This window comes from Kosakonia sp. S42 (assembly GCF_016624785.1).
GTDB classification, from domain to species: domain Bacteria; phylum Pseudomonadota; class Gammaproteobacteria; order Enterobacterales; family Enterobacteriaceae; genus Kosakonia; species Kosakonia cowanii.
On record NZ_JACVTW010000006.1, the window covers coordinates 1 to 22,260 of the forward strand.

Annotated in this window: 22 protein-coding genes; 9 read left to right on the plus strand and 13 right to left on the minus strand. The window is 53.2% G+C overall.

The annotated features are described in order from the left end of the window. Positions 1-216: 216 nt before the first annotated feature. Positions 217-1,038, minus strand: a complete 822-nt coding sequence (locus tag IAE50_RS09750) for an alpha/beta fold hydrolase (protein ID WP_076769836.1) — start codon at positions 1,036-1,038, stop codon at positions 217-219. A 168-nt stretch (positions 1,039-1,206) separates the two neighbouring features. Here IAE50_RS09750 and IAE50_RS09755 point away from each other — a divergent pair, with 168 nt between their 5' ends. Beyond that, on the plus strand, positions 1,207-1,698 hold the full coding sequence (locus IAE50_RS09755) for a GNAT family N-acetyltransferase (protein WP_200580143.1): 492 nt from the start codon (positions 1,207-1,209) through the stop codon (positions 1,696-1,698). Positions 1,699-1,734: 36 nt separating this feature from the next. Here the strand turns inward: IAE50_RS09755 and IAE50_RS09760 are convergent, their stop codons facing one another. Genes IAE50_RS09760 through IAE50_RS09770 form a run of 3 tightly spaced genes read right to left on the minus strand, consistent with a single transcriptional unit; the run spans position 1,735 to position 5,214 of the window. Beyond that, positions 1,735-3,066, minus strand: a complete 1,332-nt coding sequence (locus tag IAE50_RS09760) for an MFS transporter (RefSeq protein ID WP_232044986.1) — start codon at positions 3,064-3,066, stop codon at positions 1,735-1,737. 23 nt (positions 3,067-3,089) lie between these two features. Further along, positions 3,090-4,007 carry a hydroxymethylglutaryl-CoA lyase gene (locus IAE50_RS09765; RefSeq protein ID WP_200580144.1) on the minus strand — a complete coding sequence of 306 codons (918 nt, stop codon included), beginning with the start codon at positions 4,005-4,007 and terminating at the stop codon, positions 3,090-3,092. 10 nt (positions 4,008-4,017) lie between these two features. Beyond that, positions 4,018-5,214, minus strand: a complete 1,197-nt coding sequence (locus IAE50_RS09770) for a CaiB/BaiF CoA-transferase family protein (protein ID WP_200580145.1) — start codon at positions 5,212-5,214, stop codon at positions 4,018-4,020. A gap of 234 nt (positions 5,215-5,448) precedes the next feature. On the opposite strand from IAE50_RS09770, the gene IAE50_RS09775 reads away from it, so the two are divergent. From IAE50_RS09775 to IAE50_RS09785, 3 genes are all read left to right on the plus strand, one after another. Beyond that, positions 5,449-7,359, plus strand: a complete 1,911-nt coding sequence (locus tag IAE50_RS09775) for a sigma-54-dependent Fis family transcriptional regulator (protein WP_200580146.1) — start codon at positions 5,449-5,451, stop codon at positions 7,357-7,359. Between the two features lie 372 nt (positions 7,360-7,731). Next, a complete protein-coding gene (locus IAE50_RS09780; RefSeq protein ID WP_200580147.1) occupies positions 7,732-8,766 on the plus strand; it encodes a hypothetical protein in 1,035 nt (344 codons plus the stop codon). A gap of 131 nt (positions 8,767-8,897) precedes the next feature. Next, the gene (locus tag IAE50_RS09785) at positions 8,898-9,275 is read left to right on the plus strand and encodes a DUF4440 domain-containing protein (RefSeq protein ID WP_200580148.1); all 378 of its coding nucleotides are present in this window, start codon (positions 8,898-8,900) and stop codon (positions 9,273-9,275) included. Positions 9,276-9,353: 78 nt separating this feature from the next. On the opposite strand, the gene IAE50_RS09790 is transcribed toward IAE50_RS09785, so the two are convergent. The 9 genes from IAE50_RS09790 to IAE50_RS09830 all read right to left on the minus strand — a co-directional run bounded on the left by IAE50_RS09790 (position 9,354) and on the right by IAE50_RS09830 (position 16,828). After that, the gene (locus tag IAE50_RS09790; RefSeq protein WP_232044984.1) at positions 9,354-9,650 is read right to left on the minus strand and encodes a hypothetical protein; all 297 of its coding nucleotides are present in this window, start codon (positions 9,648-9,650) and stop codon (positions 9,354-9,356) included. Positions 9,651-9,669: 19 nt separating this feature from the next. After that, entirely contained in the window at positions 9,670-10,254 is a 585-nt protein-coding gene (locus IAE50_RS09795; protein WP_200580149.1) for a hypothetical protein, read from the minus strand. Positions 10,255-10,808: 554 nt separating this feature from the next. Further along, positions 10,809-12,062 (minus strand): VWA domain-containing protein, encoded by a 1,254-nt coding sequence (locus IAE50_RS09800; RefSeq protein WP_200580150.1) that lies wholly within the window; start codon positions 12,060-12,062, stop codon positions 10,809-10,811. Positions 12,063-12,275: 213 nt separating this feature from the next. Next, positions 12,276-12,851 (minus strand): TerD family protein, encoded by a 576-nt coding sequence (locus IAE50_RS09805; protein ID WP_023478842.1) that lies wholly within the window; start codon positions 12,849-12,851, stop codon positions 12,276-12,278. 55 nt (positions 12,852-12,906) lie between these two features. Further along, positions 12,907-13,485, minus strand: a complete 579-nt coding sequence (gene terD / locus IAE50_RS09810) for a tellurium resistance membrane protein TerD (RefSeq protein ID WP_000116676.1) — start codon at positions 13,483-13,485, stop codon at positions 12,907-12,909. A 48-nt stretch (positions 13,486-13,533) separates the two neighbouring features. Next, positions 13,534-14,574 (minus strand): tellurium resistance membrane protein TerC, encoded by a 1,041-nt coding sequence (gene terC, locus IAE50_RS09815; protein ID WP_200580151.1) that lies wholly within the window; start codon positions 14,572-14,574, stop codon positions 13,534-13,536. A gap of 22 nt (positions 14,575-14,596) precedes the next feature. After that, entirely contained in the window at positions 14,597-15,052 is a 456-nt protein-coding gene (locus IAE50_RS09820) for a tellurite resistance TerB family protein (RefSeq protein WP_042715814.1), read from the minus strand. 22 nt (positions 15,053-15,074) lie between these two features. Next, a complete protein-coding gene (locus tag IAE50_RS09825) occupies positions 15,075-16,247 on the minus strand; it encodes a TerD family protein (RefSeq protein ID WP_200580152.1) in 1,173 nt (390 codons plus the stop codon). Continuing rightward, complete coding sequence (locus IAE50_RS09830) at positions 16,247-16,828, minus strand: TerD family protein (protein WP_200580153.1); 582 nt, start codon at positions 16,826-16,828, stop codon at positions 16,247-16,249. The genes IAE50_RS09825 and IAE50_RS09830 overlap by 1 nt, the downstream gene beginning before the upstream one ends. A gap of 320 nt (positions 16,829-17,148) precedes the next feature. Between IAE50_RS09830 and IAE50_RS09835 the strand changes: the two genes are divergently transcribed. The 5 genes from IAE50_RS09835 to IAE50_RS09855 are packed head-to-tail and all read left to right on the plus strand — an operon-like array spanning position 17,149 to position 22,162. After that, positions 17,149-18,207 (plus strand): ATP-grasp domain-containing protein, encoded by a 1,059-nt coding sequence (locus IAE50_RS09835; RefSeq protein WP_200580154.1) that lies wholly within the window; start codon positions 17,149-17,151, stop codon positions 18,205-18,207. 9 nt (positions 18,208-18,216) lie between these two features. Beyond that, positions 18,217-19,359, plus strand: a complete 1,143-nt coding sequence (locus tag IAE50_RS09840) for a phosphoribosyltransferase domain-containing protein (RefSeq protein ID WP_200133524.1) — start codon at positions 18,217-18,219, stop codon at positions 19,357-19,359. After that, positions 19,352-20,125, plus strand: coding sequence for a hypothetical protein (locus tag IAE50_RS09845; protein WP_200580155.1), 774 nt, complete (start codon positions 19,352-19,354; stop codon positions 20,123-20,125). Before IAE50_RS09840 ends, IAE50_RS09845 begins: the two co-directional genes overlap by 8 nt. A gap of 1 nt (position 20,126) precedes the next feature. After that, positions 20,127-21,206 (plus strand): cysteine protease StiP family protein, encoded by a 1,080-nt coding sequence (locus tag IAE50_RS09850; protein ID WP_200580156.1) that lies wholly within the window; start codon positions 20,127-20,129, stop codon positions 21,204-21,206. Then, on the plus strand, positions 21,206-22,162 hold the full coding sequence (locus IAE50_RS09855; protein WP_200580157.1) for an HpcH/HpaI aldolase/citrate lyase family protein: 957 nt from the start codon (positions 21,206-21,208) through the stop codon (positions 22,160-22,162). The genes IAE50_RS09850 and IAE50_RS09855 overlap by 1 nt, the downstream gene beginning before the upstream one ends. The last annotated feature ends 98 nt before the right edge of the window (positions 22,163-22,260 follow it).

Here is a 22,260-nt window from a genome sequence, read left to right on the forward strand (position 1 = left end):
CGCCACCCGGCAAGCAATGCCTGATGGCGGCTCCGCCTTATCAGGCCTACGCAGTGTTGTAGGCCGGGTAAGCGCAGCGCCACCCGGCAAGCAATGCCTGATGGCGGCTCCGCCTTATCAGGCCTACGTGGTGTTGTAGGCCGGGTAAGCGCAGCGCCACCCGGCAAGCAATGCCTGATGATGGCTTTGCCTTATCAGGCCTGGAGAGTGTGTAACTCAAATCTTCTGCAAGAACGCCAGCAGATCGTTGTTAAGCTGATCCTGATGGGTAACGGCAAAGCCGTGCGGGCCATTGTCATAAACCTTCAATTCGGCACCGGGGATCATCTCGGCTGAAAGCTTACCGGTCGCTTCGAACGGTACCACCTGGTCATTGCTGCCATGAATCACCAGCGTCGGCACATCCACTTTTTTAATGTCTTCGCGGAAGTCGGTTTCTGAGAACGCGGTGACGCAATCAATCGTCCCTTTCAGCGACGCCAGCAGGGCGATATTCAGGGTCTGCGTCAGTACGCCGTCAGACACTTTCTGCCCGGCGTTAAGCCCATAAAACGGTGTGGCAAAGTCGCTAATAAACTGCGCGCGATCTTTACGCAGACCCTCTTTGATCTCATCAAATACGCTCTTATCGACGCCTTCTGGGTGGTCGTCCGTTTTGCCAAAAATAGGCGTAACGGCGCCCAGCAGCGCCAGGCCAGCCACGCGCGAGGTGCCATAACGGCCAATGTAGCGCGCCACGTCGCCGCCGCCCATGGAGAAGCCGACAAGCGTGACATCATGCAGATCCAGCGCGGTGATCAGATCGTTGATGTCGGAGGCAAAGGTATCGTAGTCATAACCGTTCCACGGCTGCTCAGAACGGCCAAAGCCGCGACGGTCAAAGGCGATAACCCGGTAACCACGCTCGGCGAGGAAGTTGAGCTGGCTGTCCCACATATCACCATCCAGCGGCCAGCCGTGGCTGAACAGCACCGGTTTACCTGAACCCCAATCTTTGTAGTAGATCTGCGTTCCATCTTGCGTTTTGATAGTACTCATTGCCTTACCTCATCGTTGAGTGGTGACACATTCTTGCTGGTTATTCATAAACGTTCGTATCGCGGCTGATTCGCCTCGCGTTTCGAATCACTACCGTAAAACTGTAGCAGCCCATCGCGCGCGTGCAGAGCATGCGGATGGAATCGGAGAATACGTAAGGAGATAAGGATGAAGATCAGGCTGGCACAACCCGATGAGGCACCGGCTATCTGGCGTGTTCGCAATGAAGCGATTCGCCACGGCTGCAAAGGGGTCTATAGCGATGAGATTATTGCCGCCTGGACGCCGGAGACGATGCCGCAGGGGCAGGTCATGATAATTAACGAGAACCCCTTTTATATCGCGCTATCAGAAGAGGGGCAGCCGGTAGCGACCGGCTTTCTCGATATTGCCACTGGCAGCATCGAGGCCATTTTTACCCTGCCGGAGTGGGAAGGCCACGGGCTGGCAACGCGCATTATGGATGCTCTGAAACAGGAGGCACTCAGGCGTGGCTTTAGCCATCTGACGCTTGCGGCAACGCCCAATGCCTGCAACTTCTATCAAAAGCGCGGGTTCACGGTGGTTCGGGAAAGTGTGTATCACTCGAAGCTAGCGGGAGCGGATCTGAAGTGCATTGATATGATCTGCGATTTGGCTAAGACCGCGTGTAAAACATAAGAGGGAGAAAAGGGGCGTTTCCGCCCCTGATCGTGCTTATCTGATGATTTTTATGCTCTTCGACAGGGGTTCAATTACCGTCGAGACCATAATAAAGCAGAGCGCGCAGAAGCCGGTCATTGCCATAAACACCGCATCCCAGTTCCAGGTGTCCAGAATCACGCCAACCAGCAGCGGCATACACATCCCGCCGAGCTGCCCGCCCATGTTGATAACGCTGTAGGCCACCGGGTAGATCTCTTTACTGGCGCGGCCCATGGCGTAAACGGAGTAGGCCGAGTAGCCCAGCGACAGCATCAGCCCCAGCATAAAGAGCATCAGCGAGAGGACTATTTTGCTCTCCGGCGCATAGACCAGCGAATACATGGTGAAGATAGTGGCGCCGGCGCTTAGCAGCATCAGCGGTTTGCGGCGTTTATTTAACACCCGGTCCGACAGCACGCCGCCGAGAAAATTGCCTAATACCGTGCCGAGGAAGGGGGCCGCCGCCAGCACGGCGGAGCTGGTTAAGTCGAAACCGCGCTCGGTAATCAGGTATTTGGGCAGCCAGGACATCAGCACGCTGACAATGCCGACCATCGAAAAGTAGCCCAGCGCCACGCCATAGATATCCCAGCAGCGAAACACCTGTTTCGAGGTAGTGAGTTCGTCCACCTGCCTGGTGCGGATCAGCTTATCAAGCCAGCCATATTTCAGCGTGTTCTGTTGCACACTCTGGGTTACCGCCGTCGACTCTTCGCGAATATAGGCCACCTCCTGCGCATTCACGAAGCGGCTCTCTTCCGGCTTGTTACGCACCATGAGATACCAGAACAGCGAGAGCAGGATGCCGGGAATGGCAAAGAAGACAAAGATATAGCGCCAGCCCCAGGTCATGATTATCCAGGCGCAGAGTGCGGGCACAATCAATGGGCCAAACTTGGATCCCGCGAGAAACAACCCGGTTGCGGTGCCTTTCTCTTTCGCCGGAAACCACTGATTGATGGTGGCCGTTGACCCAATCACCACCGGCGCTTCGCTGATGCCCACCAGGCAGCGCAGCAGCTTCAGCAACCAGACACTATTTACCACGCCCATAAAGCCGGTAAATATCGAGGTGAGCAGCATGCCGAGAGCGAAAATATTGCGCATGCCATAGCGTTTAATTAAGTAGCCGGCAGGGATTTGAAAGAAGGCGTAACCGGCAAAGAACAGGCTAATAAGCACGCCAGCCATGGTGTTGGAGAGATTAAACTCCTCCTGAATAAACGGGATGGCAAAGCCAATATTGGCGCGATCCGCATTGGCGACGGTGTAGATGACAAAAATAAAGCTCATCACCCACCATCTATAGTGCGTCATTTTTGGACTGACTGTTTTGTTATCCATAATAGGTAATTCCGTAGGGTTTATTATTTTTTATCGCCGCAAAAATCAAATTCGCTGTAAGGACGCGCGCGTGAAAGGGCGCTTAAAAGCTGCGGCTCAATGGTTTCCCGTATACCAGAGGCGACGGTTAACAGTGCTTCAAGAGAAATTCCGGTGTTGACGCCCATGCGGTTAAACATATTTACCGCGTCTTCCGTGGCGCAATTTCCCGCAGCACCTGGAGCGAAAGGACAACCGCCCAGACCGCCCACCGCCGTTTCGAAACGCCTGATACCGTTCTGATAACCGACCAACATATTGGCGAGCGCCATGCCGTGGGTGTTGTGCATATGCAGGGCGAAATCGACGTCCGGAAAGCGCAGCTGCACGCTTTGCAGCACCCGCGCAGTCTGGCGTGGATTAGCAACGCCAATGGTGTCGCACAGGGTGACGCGGCGGATGCCCAGTTGATGGGCGGAGTCGATGATCTCCAGCAGGGTGTTGCTATCCGTTGCGCCAATAAAGGGGCAACCGAACGCTGTCGCCAGCGACAGCGCGATCGTTAATTCCGGCCAGCGGTGGCGAATCGCATGGAGATCCTCCAGTGACTCCTGATGGCTGCGATTGATATTGGCCCGGTTATGCGCCGGGCTGACCGATATCACATAGTTGATGTGCCTAATCTGATGCTGGTGCGCTAACTGCGCACCTTTACTGTTAGGGACTAATACCCAGGGCGTTATCTGCGGATGTTTAGCCAGCACATGGGCGATAACATCACCGGCATCTGCCATTTGCGGGATCGCTTTCGGGCTGACCAGCGAGGTTATTTCGATCTGGGTTAAGCCTGCGTCAACGAGTTTATCGATGATCAGCGTTTTTAAATCCGTGTCGATAAACGATTTAATATTTTGAAAACCATCGCGCGGGCCTACTTCGGTAATCTGAATAGCTGTTGGCATCGTTATCTCCTTATAAAACGCCTGTCTGAATAAGCTCTGCGATCTTTTCATCGGAGTAGCCCAGCAGCTCTTTTAATACTTCGTGGTTGTGCTGGCCGAGAGTCGGGGCAGGGAAGCGAATCGAGGCTTTCTTATTGGTGAATTTGACCTGGTTTCCGGTCATGGTGATTTTTCCGGCTATCGGATGGTCAATATCGACGAACATCTCGCGCGCTTTGGCAATATGCGGATCTTGCGTGACGCGATCGATGGTATTAATCGGTGCGGCGGGAATACCGGCTTCCAGCAGGCGCTCGACGATGCGGTCAATAGGCAGCGTGCGCGTCCAGGTCTCAATAATAGGTTTCAGTTCTGCATGATGAGTGACGCGATCGATATTGGTGCGGAATTGTTCATCTTCCAGTGCCGGAATATTGAGCGTCTGTTTCAGCAGACCATAGAGTTTGTCGTTGCCGCAGGCGATGATGACGTAGCCATCTTGCGCTTCGAAGGAGTCGTAGGGGTAGATGGCTTCGTAACGGTTGCCGATACGTGTCGGAATACGCCCGGTATTCAGGTAGATGATATTGATGATCTCAAGGGAAGAGACCATTGAGTCAACCAGCGCAATATCGACTTTATCGCCAACGCCGGTTTTCAGGCGGTTCGCATAGGCCGCCAGCACGCCGATGGCGCAGCTCATGCCGCCGACGACATCCGCAATCGCCGTGCCGGTACGGGTTGGCGGCGTGTCTTGCCAGCCGGTAGTGCTCATCAGCCCGCTCATCGCCTGGCCGATAATGTCGTAACCCGCGCGCCTGGAGTAGGGTCCGGTATGGCCAAATCCAGAGACGGCGCCATAAATAATCGCCGGGTTAACTTTGCGTAAATCTTCGTAACCGAGACCCAGCTTTTCCATTACGCCGGGGCGATAATTCTCAAGAACAATATCGCTACTGCGCACCATCTCGAGAAAAATAGCACGGCCTTCTTCTGATTTTAAATTAAGTGTGATGCCGCGCTTGTTTCTATTTAAGTTCATAAAGTAGGCGCTTTCGCCATTTATTTGTGGTGCATTAGCGCGTGAATCATCGCCTCTGCCCGGTAATTCAACTTTAATCACATCGGCACCAAAATCGGCCAGCATCATACCGCAATAGGGGCCAGCTAATACGCGAGTTAAATCGAGAACCCGCACGCCGGATAGTACACCTGCCTGATGACTCATAATTTATTCCTTTAACGTTAAGAATGAATGCGTGGGTTTTTATTGCACCCATCAAAGAGCAATCAAGATGTATGCCAGAAATGATGTGCATTAATGTGATATTTAACTTATTGATAATTAATTCTTTTTAAGAGTAGCAATGATCTGAATGGCGTAATGGGCTCATAGCAATTGTGTTAGCAATTTCAAATGTGTTATTCAGTTAATAAGATAACAACAAAGCAGATCGAAAATATGAAACATAAATCATTACCAAGTTTAGCGTTAATTACACCTTATCCTTACTTAGCGGATGTCGTAATTGCACAGTGCGCCGGTTTATTTAATTGTCATGTTTATCATGGCAGCCTGGAAAAAGCGGCGACCATTGCGCGCACGCTCGATAAAGAGTATTACGATGTGATCCTGAGCCGGGGCGGAACCGCAGAGTATATTGCCCGCGCGACAGATATTCCTGTCGTCACTATTCAGATGTCGGTTTCTGATTTACTGAAAGCATTAATTCCGCTTAAAGATTGTCAGCGTCCGATTGCTTTTTTCAATTACCAGCGCTATTTACCCGATGTTGTGCTGCTGTCATCCTCCCTGAATATCGTTATCGATGAGTTTGTTTTTATTTCTCATGAGGATATGACATCACAACTGGAGCAGTGTTATGCCAGGCACTACACCATCGTGGCGGGGGGATGCCCGGTGACCGAAACGGCACGGCACTATCAGATGCAGGGGATTTTGATTGAAAACGGCGTGGAGTCAGTTAATAGCGCCCTGCGAGAGGCGCTGGCCATCGTTGAGACAACCAGACGCAAAATGCTGGATATGACGCGGCTGGAGATTATCTTGTCCTCCATCACCGAGGGGATTATCGTCACCAATGAAAACAATGATATTCAGCTCTTCAATAAAGCGGCTGAGAACATCATTGGGATAACCGCTCTGCAGGCGCTGGGAAAACAGATTGATGCCGTTATTAAAAACACGCGCATTAATCAGGTGCTGCTATCGAAGTCGCCGGAGATCCGCGAACTGCAGGAGCTGGAGAACACCTCAATCATTACCAGCCGCGTACCGATGTTTATGGGAAAAAACTGCATCGGCGTGGTCTGCTCATTTACCGATACGCCGCAGATCCAGAAAGTTGAGCGCATTATTCGCGGCAAATTACAGAAGAAGGGCTTTAATGCCCGCTATACCTTCGATCATATCCTGACCGCCGACAGCGCAATGCAGGCGGTGAAAAAGCTGGCGCAGGTCTATGCGCGAACCGATTCGCCGGTGATGATCTATGGCGAGTCCGGTACCGGTAAGGAGCTGTTTGCCCAAAGTATTCATAACCACAGTAACCGCAAAAGCGGCCCGTTTTTGGCCATCAACTGCGCCGCCATTCCGGAGAGTTTACTGGAGAGCGAACTGTTTGGTTATGAAGGCGGATCCTTCACCGGCGCAAAGCGGGAAGGGAAGGAGGGCCTGATTGAGCTGGCGCATCGGGGCACGCTTTTTCTCGACGAAATTGGCGAACTGCCGCTGCCGATCCAGAGCCGGCTGCTGCGCGTTCTTCAGGAGTATGAAATCATGCATATCGGCGGGAAAGATATTATTCCCGTTGATGTGAGAATTATTGGCGCAACCAATCGCGCGCTCTCCAGCATGGCCGGGGAGGGAAGCTTTCGCCGCGATCTCTTTTACCGGCTCAATGTTTTGCCTTTGACCGTGCCGCCGCTGCGCGAACGTGCAGGTGATTTCCGTTACCTGGCAAGTAAGTTTTTGTGTGACGCGGCGGCAGAACATCTGCTCGGGCAGTTTGTCGATTGTTTCGCGGCGTACGCCTGGCCGGGCAACGTGCGCGAGATGCGGTTTATCATTGAGCGGTTGGCGCTGCTCTCCGTCGGGTTTCCGCATTACTCATTGCCGGAGATGCTCTCGCTTACCGGATCAACTTTTTCCGCTGCGCCAGCGCCGCAATCCAACGCGCCGCTGCAGGTCAATCTGACCAAAGGCTCACTGAAAGAGATCACCAAAGATGTGGAGCGCCAGGTGATACGGTTTTATCTTGACCGGTATCAGCAGAATCAGGAGCAAGCCGCTTCTACGCTGGGCATCAGCAAAATGAGTTTATGGCGAAAGCTGAAGGGGAAAAGCCATTAATCTTGTGGAGGGAAGTTCGTGGAGGAGCGGCGGCTTAAGCGCACAAGCGCCGCAGCAAAGCGGCGCTGGCGTGAGCGATTAACGCTTACGTTTTTTCATCGCCATAACGATAAAAATGACAATCAGTGCACCGCAAATCATTCCTAATGTATGCATCTCTTCCTCTTATCTCTTTATAACACCTGTTTTAGGCAAGCAGCGAAGTATAGTCAGTAACGCCTTAAGATAATACCTGGCCTCCTATAATTAGGGGGCTGGCCGTATTTATCTTTTATTGCTGATAGTGACGCTGCGTAATTAAACCCCTCTGGTCAGGTTGCCACCAGAAATATTCCGCTTTATGGTTAGTTTTTTCTGACAGAAGGGAAGGTCATGTTCGTTTTATTGCATAAACTGTCGCGGCAGATACCCGCGCTAATTCTTTTCTGGTGCATTAACTGGGTCATTACGCTCATTCTGCTCGCCATTGCCAATAAAACCCATCACCCGTCCCTTGTCGGCGCGGCGGTCTGGTTCAATATGCTGTGGGTCTGTGCATATATCACCGAATACAAGGGGAGCGCACTGTTTCATGGGCAGGAGAGCAAGCGTCTGAAGCGTTTTCTGCCGCGCCAGCAATACAGTAAAGTGAAAGTGCTTGTGTCGATGGCGCGAGCAACAACGCTGTTGCTTTCGGCATGTTTTCTGCTGGCGATCGCCCATGCCAGCGCCACTATTGTCTGGTTTTTGGTCGCACTTTGCTGCGCACTGGGCTTCGCTTGTCTGGTGCGTTTCTATTTGCTCTGCACATCGGTATTGTCAAAGCAGGCCGCCTCGCTGCTCGGTAAACTCTGGCCGTTGGTGCTCGCGTTGATACTTTTTTTCGCAAAAATGTCTGCCAGCGCTATTTTGCTTGAGTCCTGGGATGTTTCCGCCGCGCAGATGCCTTACACCACCTGGTGCCTGACGCTATTTATGGCGGCCTTTATCGCTTTCAATATTGCCTATTTTTTAATTACGGTGATTTCAGGGGTGATGGAAACCAGCGTGCGGCGACGTAAAAAGCGCGTCACACTGCCGATGAGCAGCCAGATATTTTTGGTGGTTGCGTTTGCCTGCGTCATGCCGGGATTAATGATGGCCAATGTCCGTACTCTTGGCGGTGCGCTGATGAATACATTTTATCAATTCGATACGCGCAGTACGTTTCGCTGTGGCGACCGCTATCAGACGATTGATGAACTTGGCGAAAAAGCGCGTTATTTAGCGGTGGGTATTAATCAGTACCGTGGCTTTTTCCTGAAGGACGGGGATTTACACGGCGTGGTCGTGAGATGCACCACTGGTGATAAATTTACCCGTTATCGGGTTTTGAGCCGCGAGGAGCTGGGAGAAGCCAAAGAGAAGGGCGATAAGACCGCGCACTAAGGCTAAAAGGCGCTGCGGGATCGCCTCCCGCAGCCGCCTGGCTACTGCTGACTTTCAGCTTCGCGAAGTCAGTGACGAATTTAATAACTGGTTTTTAAACCATGCCGCGTTTTATAAAACTGGAGCAGATTATGGACGACAACCAAACGCTGTGCGCGAAGCTTCGCGCACGTGAGCGGCAGTTGCATTGCCCGGAAAACCGTAACCAACTCAGCGTGGTCGACGAATTGTTGCATGAACACTTTTTTGAGATTGGTCGCTCAGGTAGACGTTACGACAGAGCGCAGGTTGTTGATGCGCTGATCAACGACGCGCCGGAAGATGAAATCCACGCGGAGGATTTTGCAGTTACAGTGCTGAGCGAAGGATGCGCGTTACTGACGTATCGTAGTTTTGCTCTTAATGCTCAAGGCGAGATCGCCAGACCAACGCTGCGCGCGTCGATATGGATAAAAACAGGTGAAGCGTGGCAAATGCAGTTTCATCAGGGTACGCCGGAGGCGTTTTGAAACAACACGGTGATGTTGAAAAAGCCGCAATGGAATACTCTCGTAGCGGCTTTTTAGCATAAGTCATTACACTAACATTTAATTAATGAGTTCAACTGTCGCGACGGTTCCGTAATAAGTTATGTAAAGGAAACTTCCATTTTTAAATTGACCTACAGATGTTGAAACTTTTACTCCATAGATAACGTTTCCTTGTGTTCCGGCTGAATTTACAAATGCATCATATGCTTCCTGATGTTCATTTCTCTTGCGCTCCATAAACCCACGAATTAAGCCTTTATCAGAAATTTCAACAGGATATGTCTTTTCAATAAAGCCATGAATATCAATGACTTTCATGTTTGATGGTAGTGTGTCGGTGCTTAATACTAACATGCTTATATCCTTGTATTTATCAGTGATTTCCTTCTTTCATCTGTTTTCTCAGAACCCGGTTGTGTAAGCACAGGGCTACTGATCGATAAAAGAGAGAAGAGTTGAGCCATTTGCAGTTAATCAAAAGGAAAATCATACCTAGCAGAGCGGTAATTTGCGGCGTGTAGTTCGTAGTATTATCGGCGAGTAATGAGTAAAACGATGAGAAGAAGAAGATAGTGGCTACGATGCCTGTTAACGCAATTAAAAAAAGGTAAATTTTAAAACCGATAAGGGAGCCTCGCGCGGTGGCAAACATCGTTGTGACGATCAGTATGGCGTAGACTATCGCCGCGCAGAATACTCCGGCTAAGACTTTATACTCCGGTATCATTAACCATTTGAAAATGATAACCGAAACAGCAACTTGCTGCATGGCGTAACAAAAAAGGGCAAATATGGCGCTAATACCTAACGGAATGCCGGTCATATGCATACCGGTCGGCTTACCAAACAGGCTTTTCAAACGAACCCTTAGCTTTTCAAGCTGGTGAGGATCGTGGGTAGCCATTTTTTTGGCAACCACGGTGCTTAAGGCAAGGCTTTTTTTAATGTAGTTCATCATTGAACGCGAACTCAAATCCTCTGGTAATGATTGATTGTATTAAGCCCAAAACGTCTTTTCCAGACATGTATTTTGGTAGGTTTTTTAGGGTATAGCTTCGATACGCCAATGCCCAGTAGTAATGCTAACGAACCGTGTGAGGCTAACACCAAGTTATAACGCATATACATTCTGCCTACAGTTCACCCAATTTAGGCAGGGCTCGGCGGTAAAATGGCTTATGGATGCAGAATGGCATTAGTGTCATGGTGATTCATAGCATCCATCGTAGTGGCAAAAAGCCAGAATCTAGCTCCCTCTGCTTTGGTGCGTATAATGTATATTATGTTAAATGATGTATTTGGTTATCCATCCAGACTCTCAGTTGTCTCAAGCTTATCGCCCCGGCCATGTTGTTCCCTGCTCCACTCATCCTTATGGTCGGCAATGAGCAAACCTCATATCAGCCGACTGGTTACGTACTCGATATCAAAGCTGCTTCTCTTTGCAGAAACCGCTTCACCGTTATCACCATAAAAAAGCCGGGAGGATCCCCGGCTCTTTTATGCGTATCGTCAGAGAATCCCCATCTTCCTGGTCTCATCGATCCAGGGCCTGAACTCCTCCAACAAGTTGTCATAGAGTTTTTCGTCACTCATGGTGCCGAAATCATCCATCGCAAAGAAATCGGTGTTATCTACCCGGCGATCGGTAAAGTCATCCAGATTTTCGAGAATGCCGTAGTTCGAACCGCCAAGGCCGACGAACTTCCAGAAGATCGGATAATTTGCTGAGCGACGAATCGCCTCTTTAATCTCGCGCGTCTTGCTGATGCCGCCATCGGTAATAAAGACCACGTAAACCGGCAGTTTGGACTCTTTGAAGTAATCGACGATCTCTTCCATCACCGGCGGCTCATTATTCACACCGCCCAGCCCCGGCAGGATCTCAAACATCGTACGCTTGCCGTTCTTGCGTATTGTCTCGACGTAATCGTCAAGATTATCCAGCGTGACGTTCGGGTATTTTTTATGTTTCTTGCCGAACGCCCACAGATCCATCTCGCCGTCATCATCAAACTGAACGGCAAGCACCGCGATACGATCGAGTACAGCCTGGACGTTACCTTTGTTAAATTGCCCGCTCATTGAGCCGGAAGCATCCAGAACAAACGCAACGCTTGCCTGCAGCGTATCCAGTTTATTCTTCGTCAGGCTGACCGTGGCTTTCTTCGCCAGACTAACCAGCCGAGGCGATTTATCTTGCAGCTTTTTCTCAAGGCTAATGCGCGTCTGCGCTGGCGCTGGCGTTGAAGGTTGCGCGGCTGGCTGGGCAACATCAACACCATAGCTGACGGCTAATGGTTCAAGCCCGCCGTTAAAGCCCTGCCCCATTGCACGTAATTTCCAGGCGCTGTTGTGGCGATAGACTTCAGCCAGAATGATCGCTTTTTCGCTGCGTCCTGCGGTTTCAACGTGAAAATCCGCAATGCCCCGAGCCTCAATGCTTAACTGGCTCAGTGCATCAATGCTTTCGCTGCCGTCAATGACGACCGTGATGCTAATCTTGCTGACGCTGGCGGGAACCCGATCGAGCGCGATCGTGACGCTGGATTGCTGCTGCCCGAGCGCCAGTTTAACCGCGCCCTCCGCAGAGGTGAGATTATTGAAGAAGATAAAGTCGGCATCGCCGCTCACTTTTCCCCCGGCATTGAGCATAAACAGACAGGTATCGACTTCGCTCTTAAACCCTGCCCGTCCCGTGTAATGGAGGTTCAGGGTGATGAGGTTCTCCGCCAGCGGCGTGTTTTGTCCCGGTTGTAATCTCATACGTGTTGTCCTTATCAATAACCCTGCTCCCTGCCCTCAGACATGCGGGTATGCCTGAAGCGCTGAAGCGGATTCATCTCTTTTGCGTCGTTAAGGAAGTGATAGCGCGGATGCCACAATAGCCATAAAAATTGTAAACGCGGCAACGCTTTAAATATAAGAAGCAAATAAAAACCCCGGCTTACTCTCCGGGGTTTTATATTTTTATAGCGTTTAGATATTAACGCCGTGTTGGGAAGCAAGCGCAGCCAGGCCGCCCGCGAAGCCCTGCCCAACGGCTTTGAATTTCCACTCTGCGCCGTGGCGATAGAGTTCGCCGAAGATCATCGCAGTTTCAGTGGACGCATCTTCAGAGAGATCGAAGCGAGCAATTTCAGTGCCGTTGTCGTTGTTGTAAACGCGCATGAAGCTGTTGCTCACCATACCGAAGTTCTGTTTACGCGCTTCGGCTTCATAGATGGTTACCGCGAACACCAGTTTTTTGATGTCAGCAGAAACTTTGGTCAGATCGATTTTGACCTGCTCATCGTCACCGTCGCCTTCGCCGGTACGGTTGTCACCCTGGTGCTCGATTGCGCCGTCAGGGCTGGTTTTGTTGTTGAAGAAGATGAAATGGGCGTCTGACAGCACTTTACCGTCATCACCAACTGCGAATACGGAGGCGTCCAGGTCGAAACCCTGACCGTCAGTTACACGTGCATCCCAACCCAGACCGACCATGGCGATATTCATGGTAGGTGCTTCTTTAGTCAGAGATACGTTACCGCCTTTAACGAGAGAAACTGCCATTTTTAGCTCCTGCTAACAGTTGTGTTTGGGCTGAATAATCAGCCCATGTATGAGATCAAGATGCGTTGATGCCGTACTGCGCACAAACGGATGCCAGACCACCAGCATAACCCTGGCCGACCGCGCGGAATTTCCACTCGCCATTATGGCGATAGAGTTCACCAAACAGCATCGCGGTTTCGGTTGAGGCATCTTCGGTCAGATCGTAGCGAGCCACTTCAGTCTGGTTATCATCATTAACCAGGCGAATGAACGCGCCGGAAACCTGTCCGAAGCTCTGGCGACGCGCCTGCGCGTCATGAATTGTCACCACGAAGATGATTTTATCGACGTCAGACGGCACCGCATCCAGTTTGATTTTCAGCGATTCATCATCACCGTCGCCCTCGCCGGTGCGGTTATCACCGGTATGGGTTACGGAGCCGTCAGAAGAGGTTAAGTTGTTATAAAAAATGAAATCGGCGTCACCGCGCACTTTGCCGTTAGCGGCCAGCAGAAAAGCTGACGCATCCAGGTCAAAGTCCTGACCATCAGTCGAGCGCGCATCCCAGCCAAGGCCCACCAGGACATTTTTCATTGACGGCGCGGCTTTACTCAGGGATACGTTCCCACCTTTGGAAAGAGAAACACTCATAAAATAACCTCTCAAATTGTTGTGGATTTAGCGTAATACGTGAGGGGATTAACTCCCCTTTTCCTCTGAAGCGGGTTTCGCCGGGAACATCACGCTGGCGATAATGCCCAGCGCCAACACACCCAGTACAACATACAGGCTGGTCGTCGCCGAAATGCTGTAGCCATGGTGCCAGATGTGGTCGGTGGCATTCAGGCCAAGCTTCGCTGCGATAAAGAACAGCAGAACGATAACCGCCTTCTCCAGATGAACCAGGTACTGCTTCAGCGCTTCGAGCACGAAGTAGAGCGTACGCAGGCCGAGGATAGCAAACATCATGGCGCTATAAACAATCAGCGGTTCACGGCTAACAGCAATAATGGCCGGGACAGAGTCGAATGCAAACATAACATCCGAAAGTTCAACGACGGCCACACACAGGAACAGCGGTGTTGCATACAGGGCGGCTTTCTTACCGCGGCCGATGGTCACATCACTGTTTTCTGGTTTTGCCAGTTCCGCATCCACTTCCTTCTGATTAAGCAGGAAGGCATGACCCTTCAGCTTTGGCCAGATCGGGAAGAAGCGTTTCACCATGCGGTACGCCAGATGCTGGGAGTAGTCCTCGATTTCATCATCGTCGTCGCCGCTTTTCAGCATCATCACCGCAGTCCAGGCCACAATAATGGCGAAAACCACTTCAACGTATGGACCAAGGCTTAACAGGCTGGTACCAATCGCAACGAAAATACCCCTGAACACGATGGCACCAATTACGCCCCAGTAAAGCACGCGGTGACGGTAACGATCCGGCACGGCGAACCAGGAGAATATGGCCATCATCACGAACAGGTTATCGACGGAGAGCACTTTCTCCAGCGCGTAACCGGTCACAAACAGGCTGGCGACTTCCGCGCCGTGATGAATATAGAGGAAACCGGCAAATGCCATCGCAACCGCAACCCAGAAGAGTGACCAGAGCGCGGCACTCTTCAGGGATATTGGCTTGTCGTCACGGTGCATAAACAAGTCAATAAAGATGGCACCGACTGAGAGCGCGATAAAAACAATAACTGTTTCAGTCGGAAAACCGATGTGTGTTGAAACCATAATTTACCCTTAGGGATGCAGATCAGAGGCCAAATTCAGCCGGGTCGAAGCCCAGCGCGAGAGCAATTTCGCGCACGGCAGTTTTCTCATCCTGGTCAAAGTTACCGTCACTCTTCGCAACAGCAATACCAACACGCAGAGCCAGCTGCGCGGCTTCCGGTTGGTCTTTTAACGCCAGGATGTATTTCATGGTTTCGCCTTTACCGATTTCGATATCGAAATCAAAGCTCGAGACCAGTTTGTTAAAGAATTCGATCACCTCATTGGTATCGAACACTTTCAGTTCTTCGGAAGAGCGCAGAAAACCCATCATCTTCTGCTTCTCTTCAGAGCTTACGCCGTCGCTGGAGACGGCAATCCGCGCGCAGACCGCCACGGTGCCCTGCATAAATTTTTTGTTTTTGAAACGGCCAACCTGTCGGGTCAGTTCATCACGACTGGAGTTGATGGCGCCTTTTACTTTGTCAAAAAAACTCATAGTGGTGTCCTTTATTGCTGTGTTATTTAGAGCCGGCACTCCAGCGAAACCCCCAGCCAAATGCCCGGTCCATCTCATCCTGGCCTTTGAAGTACTGGTTAATTCGCTCGACTTTGATTGCCCCGTTTTCGTTTACCAGCCTGGCGATAGCGCACAGCGTGCGGCGGTTTTCACCTTCGGTAAGACGTGTCTCGATGGGTGGTTGATCCGGTATATGGATCGTGACAACACCATCCGTCTTATCCCAGCTCGGCACGCCCTGGTAGATAAAAGCGTAGATCAGGACTTCACGGATCTGCTTCCATTCACGACCATTAATGTGTAACCACTCGCCATCCGACACTTCACCGGTACGATCGTCGCCCTGCAGTTGAACGTACGGCTCGCCCTGATAGTTCCCGAAGGCGTTACCGAGCGCCTGGATAACCGACTTATAGCCATCCTGCAGCTCAACAAATGCGCCGAGATCGAGATCGATGCCCTTCGCGCCGAAAATACCGGCCAGGCCCGATTTTCCGTTGCCACGGTGCCAGTTGAGGTTAATGCGGATCTCGCCAAAGTTATCCCGTTTGGTCAGGCTGATCGCCGGTTTCTCTTTGGTGAGTGACACTTTGCTCAGGCTGATTTTGCTCTCTTTCGGCGGTGCCGGAGGCGCCACAGGCGGCGCGGGTGGCGGCGAAACTGGCGCTGGCGCAGTATCGTCGGCGATGTTGACACCGAAATGCTCTGCCAGCGGTTTCAGGCCGCCGTTAAAACCCTGCGCGACAAAGCGGAATTTCCACTCATCGTTACGGCGATAGAATTCACCCAGGATCAGCGCGGCTTCCTGACGACCGTTGACATCGACAACGCCGCTCACCAGGCTGGTTGCGCCCTGCTCTACATCAATAGTCAGCGTGCGCAGCCCGGCAACCGTCTGCCCGCCGTCACAGGTGACGGTAAAAGCGACCTTCTGAACTTCAGGCTTCAGGCGGTTAAGGGCGACAGTAAAGGTGGAGTACTGGCCTTCGCTGGCGAGGCTGATTGAGCCATCGTCGTTACGCGGCTGGCCGTAGAAGACCATATCCGCATCGCCCTGCACTTTACCGCTGGCATAGAGGCGAAACGCTGAGGCATCAACCGCGCCGCCAGAGGTGACGCGAACCCGAAGCTCTTGTGCTGGAACGGGGGCATTGCCCCCCGGCGTCAGGTTCATTAGCGTACGACCGTTGCGACGATATCAGTATGCATATCGTCAATGGTACGACCGCGGCAGGCGTGACCGTGGGCCGTAAAGTCCCAGTTGCCGCCGTTACAGCGCAGCGAGGAGATAACAATACCTGTGTGGGAGCCCTGCTCGGTCAGTTTGTAGCGGGCAAGCTCTTTGCCAGACTGATCGACCACGCGGCAGAACGCATTTTCAACGTCATTAAAGGTCTGGCCACGGAAGCTGTTTACCGTGAACGCGAGGTATTCAACGTTGGCAGGTAACCGGGTGAGATTAACGGTGATGACCTCATCATCGCCATCGCCTTCCCCGGTGAGATTGTCACCGCTGTGGACGACGGAGCCGCAGCTGGAGGTCAGTTTGCGAAACCAGATGGTGTCGATGGTATTGCCGGAGCTGTCCATCAATACGCAGCCCGCATCGAGATCGATAGAGTCGCTGCCGCTAAACAGCCCGCCGAACAGGCCCTTTTTCTTAATCGGATCCCAACCGAGACCAAACTGAAGCTGACTGAGTGCCGAAGATTGTTTGCTGAGTGATACCGTCTGGTTCTTCGTTAATGAAACCATGCTTTGTTCCTTAAATTGGTAATGGTCATGACAATCAAAGGTAGGCTAATCGCGAACGAAAAAAATCATATCATGATGAAGTTCTCTGACAAGGTAAATATTGGTAGGTTTTGGCGAAAAGGCAACATTACTGCGCTGGAATGTTCCTGTAAAAACGCGTCAAGACATTGAATTTATTATTTATTTTATTGGTTTATTTTTTTAGTAAAACGCAATCTGATGCCAGTTTTACTCATCATATTATGATTGACATGCTCTGATGACATTCTTAGACTCACCCATCACCTCCTGCTGCATGCTTTTTCGGGTAATAAAAAAATATGAATAACAAAATTTGGCTCATGGAAGGTTTGTCATCCCAAAAAGATATTATTCAGGGAATTAAAACCTTCGCCGCAGCGCAACATCTTCAGTTGACCGTGTATGCCTCACACCGCCATGAGCGTAATGAGATCTTATCCGTTGCAGACCACGCGCTGATCGAGCCACAAGAGGCCTCTGAGCGCCTGGCGTTTATCACCGATATTGTGGCAACACATGGGATTCACCATATTCACGCTGGCCGCAACACCCTGTGGTTTGAAGAGCACCGCGCCGCCATTGAGGCCACCGGCGTCACCCTCACTACCGGATCCACCAGCGCAGAGTGGCTCGCATTAGCCGAAGATAAAGTCGCATTTGCCGGGCTGATGCAGCAACACGCGCTGCCGGTCGTCCCCTCATGGCGGGTTGATTCGGTGAGCGATCTGCAAAACTACCTCGCGTCGCCGCCCTTCTCTGACAGCCCAGTCTGCGTAAAACCGGTAACCGGCATTTATGGCATGGGTTTTTGGCGTTTTGATGACACCGCAGCGGCGATGCATCTCTTCAACCATCCCGAAAACCGCACGGTTAACCCGCAGCACTATCTTGCCGCGCTCGCCAGTGCCGAATCATTTAAGCCACTGGTATTAATGCCCTACCTGCCAGGCCCGGAATACTCCGTCGATATTTTTGCCGACAACGGCGAAATCCTCGCGGCCGTTGGTCGCAGAAAAGAGGGCGCGATTCAGTATCTGGTTAATGAAGGTGCTGCCTTCGAACTGGCCTGTGAGTGTGCCCGCGTGATGAAAGCCGACGGGCTGGTTAACGTGCAGACACGCAACGATCGTCAGGGAACGCCGCTGCTGCTGGAGATTAACATGCGCCCTTCCGGCGGGATCGGTTATACCCAACATAGTGGTGTCAACTTACCGGGCCTGTTTGCGGCGTTTAAACTTGGCCTGCTGACAAAAGATGAGGTCATCGGGCGTGCAGCATCCGCCTTTTCCCCCGTCGCCGTAAGAGCGGTGACAGACGTGCTGCTCTATCCGCAGACCCTCTCTAACCGACTGAACTAAGGCTGGATTATGTCTTTAGTGCCTGAAGATGCACGCTATCGCCGTACGCTCTCCTGCGGCGTCATCCAGGTGACGCGCAACCAGGGAGAGATCGCGCTGCAAAACCTGTTCGAAATCGCCGAGCGACGCAACCCTAAACGGGCGTTTCTCTTTGTCAGTAAAGTGCTCGGCCGCCATATTCCCGTTTCGCCTGCCATCATGCGCCAGGCTTACAGGCAGCTTGCCAGTCAGTTCCCGGCCGATCTGCCGGGCCCGGTGCTCTTTATCGGCATGGCGGAAACCGCCGTCGGTCTGGGCGCTGGCGTATTTGACGAACTGCGCCATACCTATAGAGAGTCGGTTTATCTCACTTCGACCCGCCACCCTGTCGAGGGTGAACTGCTCTGCGAGTTTAAAGAAGAGCACAGCCATGCCACCGACCATCTGATCTACTGGCCTGATGATGAAGAGAAGCGCCGCCGGGTGAGCGACGCGCGCACGCTGGTGATGATTGATGACGAAGCGACAACCGGCAACACCTTCATCAACCTGCTGGCGGCGCTCCGTGAAACCGGCCACCTGCCGCAGCTGGAGCAGGTGGTTGCCATTACGCTGACCGACTGGAGCAATAATGCGTTACCGGCGCGCTGCCCGCTGCCGGTCACGGCGGTCTCCCTTGTCAGCGGCGAATGGAGCTGGACTCCGTTTCCCGATGCGCCTGTACCGGTCATGCCCGCCGTGAATGTCACCTCCCGCGGCACGTGGGAGATCACCGGCAAACAGAGCTGGGGCCGTCTCGGGATGATCGCGCCAGCCGCCGACCTGGGCCGCGAGATCCGCGTTGCGCCGGGTGAGCGCGTGCTGGTTCTCGGCAGCGGTGAGTTTGTCTGGGAGCCGTTCCTGCTGGCCGAGCGTCTTGAAAACGCTGGCGCGCAGGCCTTTTACAGCTCGACGACCCGCTCCCCAATTGCGCTGGGCTTTGCCATCGAGTCGGTTATCTCCTTTACCGACAATTATGGTCTCGGCATTGCCAATTTTGTCTATAACGTCGGCCACCAGCGGTTTGACCGCGTGCTGCTCTGCACCGAGACGGCGGCTGAGAGTATCGATACCCAGTTGCTGACGGCGCTGGCGGATGTTGCCCCTGTCGTTGAGGTTGTTACCTATGAATAAGCCAGTCGTATTGAGCGATCTTGATGACACCCTGTTCCAGACCCGCCGCAAAATGGTCGACGAGCTGGCGCTGGAGCCTTTTCGCACCGGTGCCGTGGACCGCTCGCTGTCGCCACGCAGTTTTATGACCGAAGAGCAGGCGATGTTAGTGGACTGGCTGCTGGAGCAGGCCGAGCTTATTCCGGTTACCGCCAGGGGAACGGAAGAGATTAGCCGCGTGCAGATCCCCTTCCGCTCCTGGGCCATTACTACCCATGGGGCGGTGATCCTGACGCCAGAGGGCAAGCCCGATGAGGTGTGGAAAGCCCATATGCTCGATAAATTGTCTGCCTATGGGGAGAGGCTCGTCACCATGCAGCGCCTTATCACCGAAATGATGGAGGCGAAGGGCATCAACGCCTGGGCGAGACTCAATTATGAGTATGATGGCACGCCGATCTATATGGTGATGAAACACCGGGACAGCACGCGCCTTGACGAGCTGAATGCCATTGCCGATGAGATCGAGCAGCAGTTCCCGACCGACGGTTTCTACATTCACCGCAACAGTAACAATGTTGCCTGGCTTCCTCAGCCCGTCGAGAAGGGGCTGGCCGTGAGCTGGTTGCTGGAGAAACTGCGCGCCGAACGCGGCATTTTCCCGGTGCTGGGTCTCGGCGACAGCCTGAGCGATCACCGTTTTATGCAGCTCTGCAGCTGGTTTGGGATGCCGCGTCAGAGCCAGTTTGCCGACGCCATTGCGCAGCGCATTTTTAATGAGGGTTAACATGCAGCCACAAGCGAGCTTTTCCGGTTCCTACTTACCCGGCGACGTGGAGTTCCTGCTTCAGCCTGTCGAGATGGAGATGACCCCGGTCGATCAAAAAGAGGCGTTGATCCAGTCAGGCAAAAAGCACTACTCCGACATGCTCAGCCAGGAGCCGGCACCGACACCGTGGCACCTCGATCTGTTTAAGCGGGCGCTCGACAGCGGTGCCGAACGGCTTGCCAGAGAGGTTACGCAACTTGCCCGCGAACTGGCGGCACGCTTTGGCGACGAACCGGTTATTCTGGTCAGCCTTGTTCGCGCGGGCGTCCCGCTCGGCGTGATGCTGCACCAGGCCCTGCGCGATATGGGCAAAGCCTCTTTTCACTACGGCATCAGTATCATTCGTGACCGTGGTATCGACAGTGAAGCGCTGAAGATTATCGAGCGTCAGCACGGCACGCGCGGCATTGTGTTTGTCGATGGCTGGACAGGTAAAGGCGCCATCACCGGGGAGCTGATCCGCACCCTCAAAGGACGCGAGGGCTATCCGCCGCAGCCGCGTCTGGTGGTGCTGGCCGATCCCTGCGGCTGTTCATGGCTGGCGGCGAGCGACGACGACTGGCTGATCCCCTTTGGTATTATGGGCGCGCCGGTATCGGGCCTCATCTCCCGCTCGGTGTGGACTGAAGAGGGGCTACACGGCTGTGTGGTCTGCGATCATCTGCGTGAGTATGAGTGCAGCCGCGTGCTGGTCGATACCGTTGCGCAGTTTCGTAAAACGCTGCAACCCGCGAGCCTCCCTGCCCTGCACTGGGATCTGGATGCCGCGCAGGCGTTATGGCAAAAGAGCCGCGAGGTGATCGCCGATCTCGCTGAGCGGTTTAACGTCGACAGCGTCAACCGGATCAAACCCGGGATTGCGGAAGCGACCCGCGCGGTGCTGCGCCGCGTACCCGATCACGTCTTTGTGCGTGCAACCGACGATCCGGACGTTGCCCTGCTCGTCGGGCTGGCGCGCGAAAAAGGCATTGCCGTTACTGAGATGGGCGCGCAGCTCGGGCAGTACCGGGCCGTCACGATAATCAAGAAGGTACTCTGATGACTACACGCCTCTCTCCCTGGCATCTGGGCGCGACGCTCTACATGCCCGCCACACGTAACGATATTGCCGGGGCGATCCTCGACGGGAAGATCCCCGGCCTGCGCTCGCTGGTGATCTGTCTGGAAGACGCGGTCAGCGAAGCGGATATGCCGGATGCCCTTGCCAACCTTGCGCAGCTGTTACACACCCTCAACGCTGCCAAACAGGCTGGCGGCAATGGTGACTGGCCGCTGGTGTTCATTCGCCCGCGCCACCCTGAGATGGGGAAATGGCTGAAGGAGCACCTCGATCTCTCTGCCGTTGACGGGTTTGTGCTGCCGAAATTCACCCTCAGCGCACTGCCGCAGTGGTGGGAGATTATGGGCAATACGCACCTCTGCATGATGCCTACCCTCGAAACCGAAGAGGTGTTTGACGTTGTTCAGATGCGTGAGCTGGCTATCGCCCTGCTCGCCCACCCCTGTCACAGCCGGATTATTGCGCTGCGCATCGGTGGCAACGATCTGATGAACGTGGTCTCCCTGCGTCGTCCGCGCGATCTGACGCTCTACGACAGCCCGATGGGGTACGTGATCAAAATGCTGGTGTCGGTTTTTGCACCGCGTGATTTCGCGCTGACCGCGCCCGTTTGCGAACACATTGACGATCATGATGTGATGGCGCGTGAGCTGGCGCTGGATATGGCGCATGGTCTGGTCGGTAAAACGGCGATCCACCCGCGGCAGATTGCAGTCATTGAACGCGCGTTGATGGTCACTCAGGGCGAGCACTCCGACGCCCTGCGCATTCTCAACTCGACCCAGGCGGTATTTAAATCCCAGGGGTCGATGTGCGAACCGGCGACGCACCGTCGCTGGGCCGTCGGTATTCTCGAACGCGCGCAGGTGTATGGTCTGGTGAATGAGCAAAGCGCCGATGGCATCAGGCTGCTTCCCGCGACTCAGCATCAATAAGGGCGCGCGTGATTTAGCTCATATTGAGGATCGGCCTGCTAGCATTGATGGCCATTTTGTTCAGGGAAGCGAACTGAGAGAAGAATAGCGCAACGTTA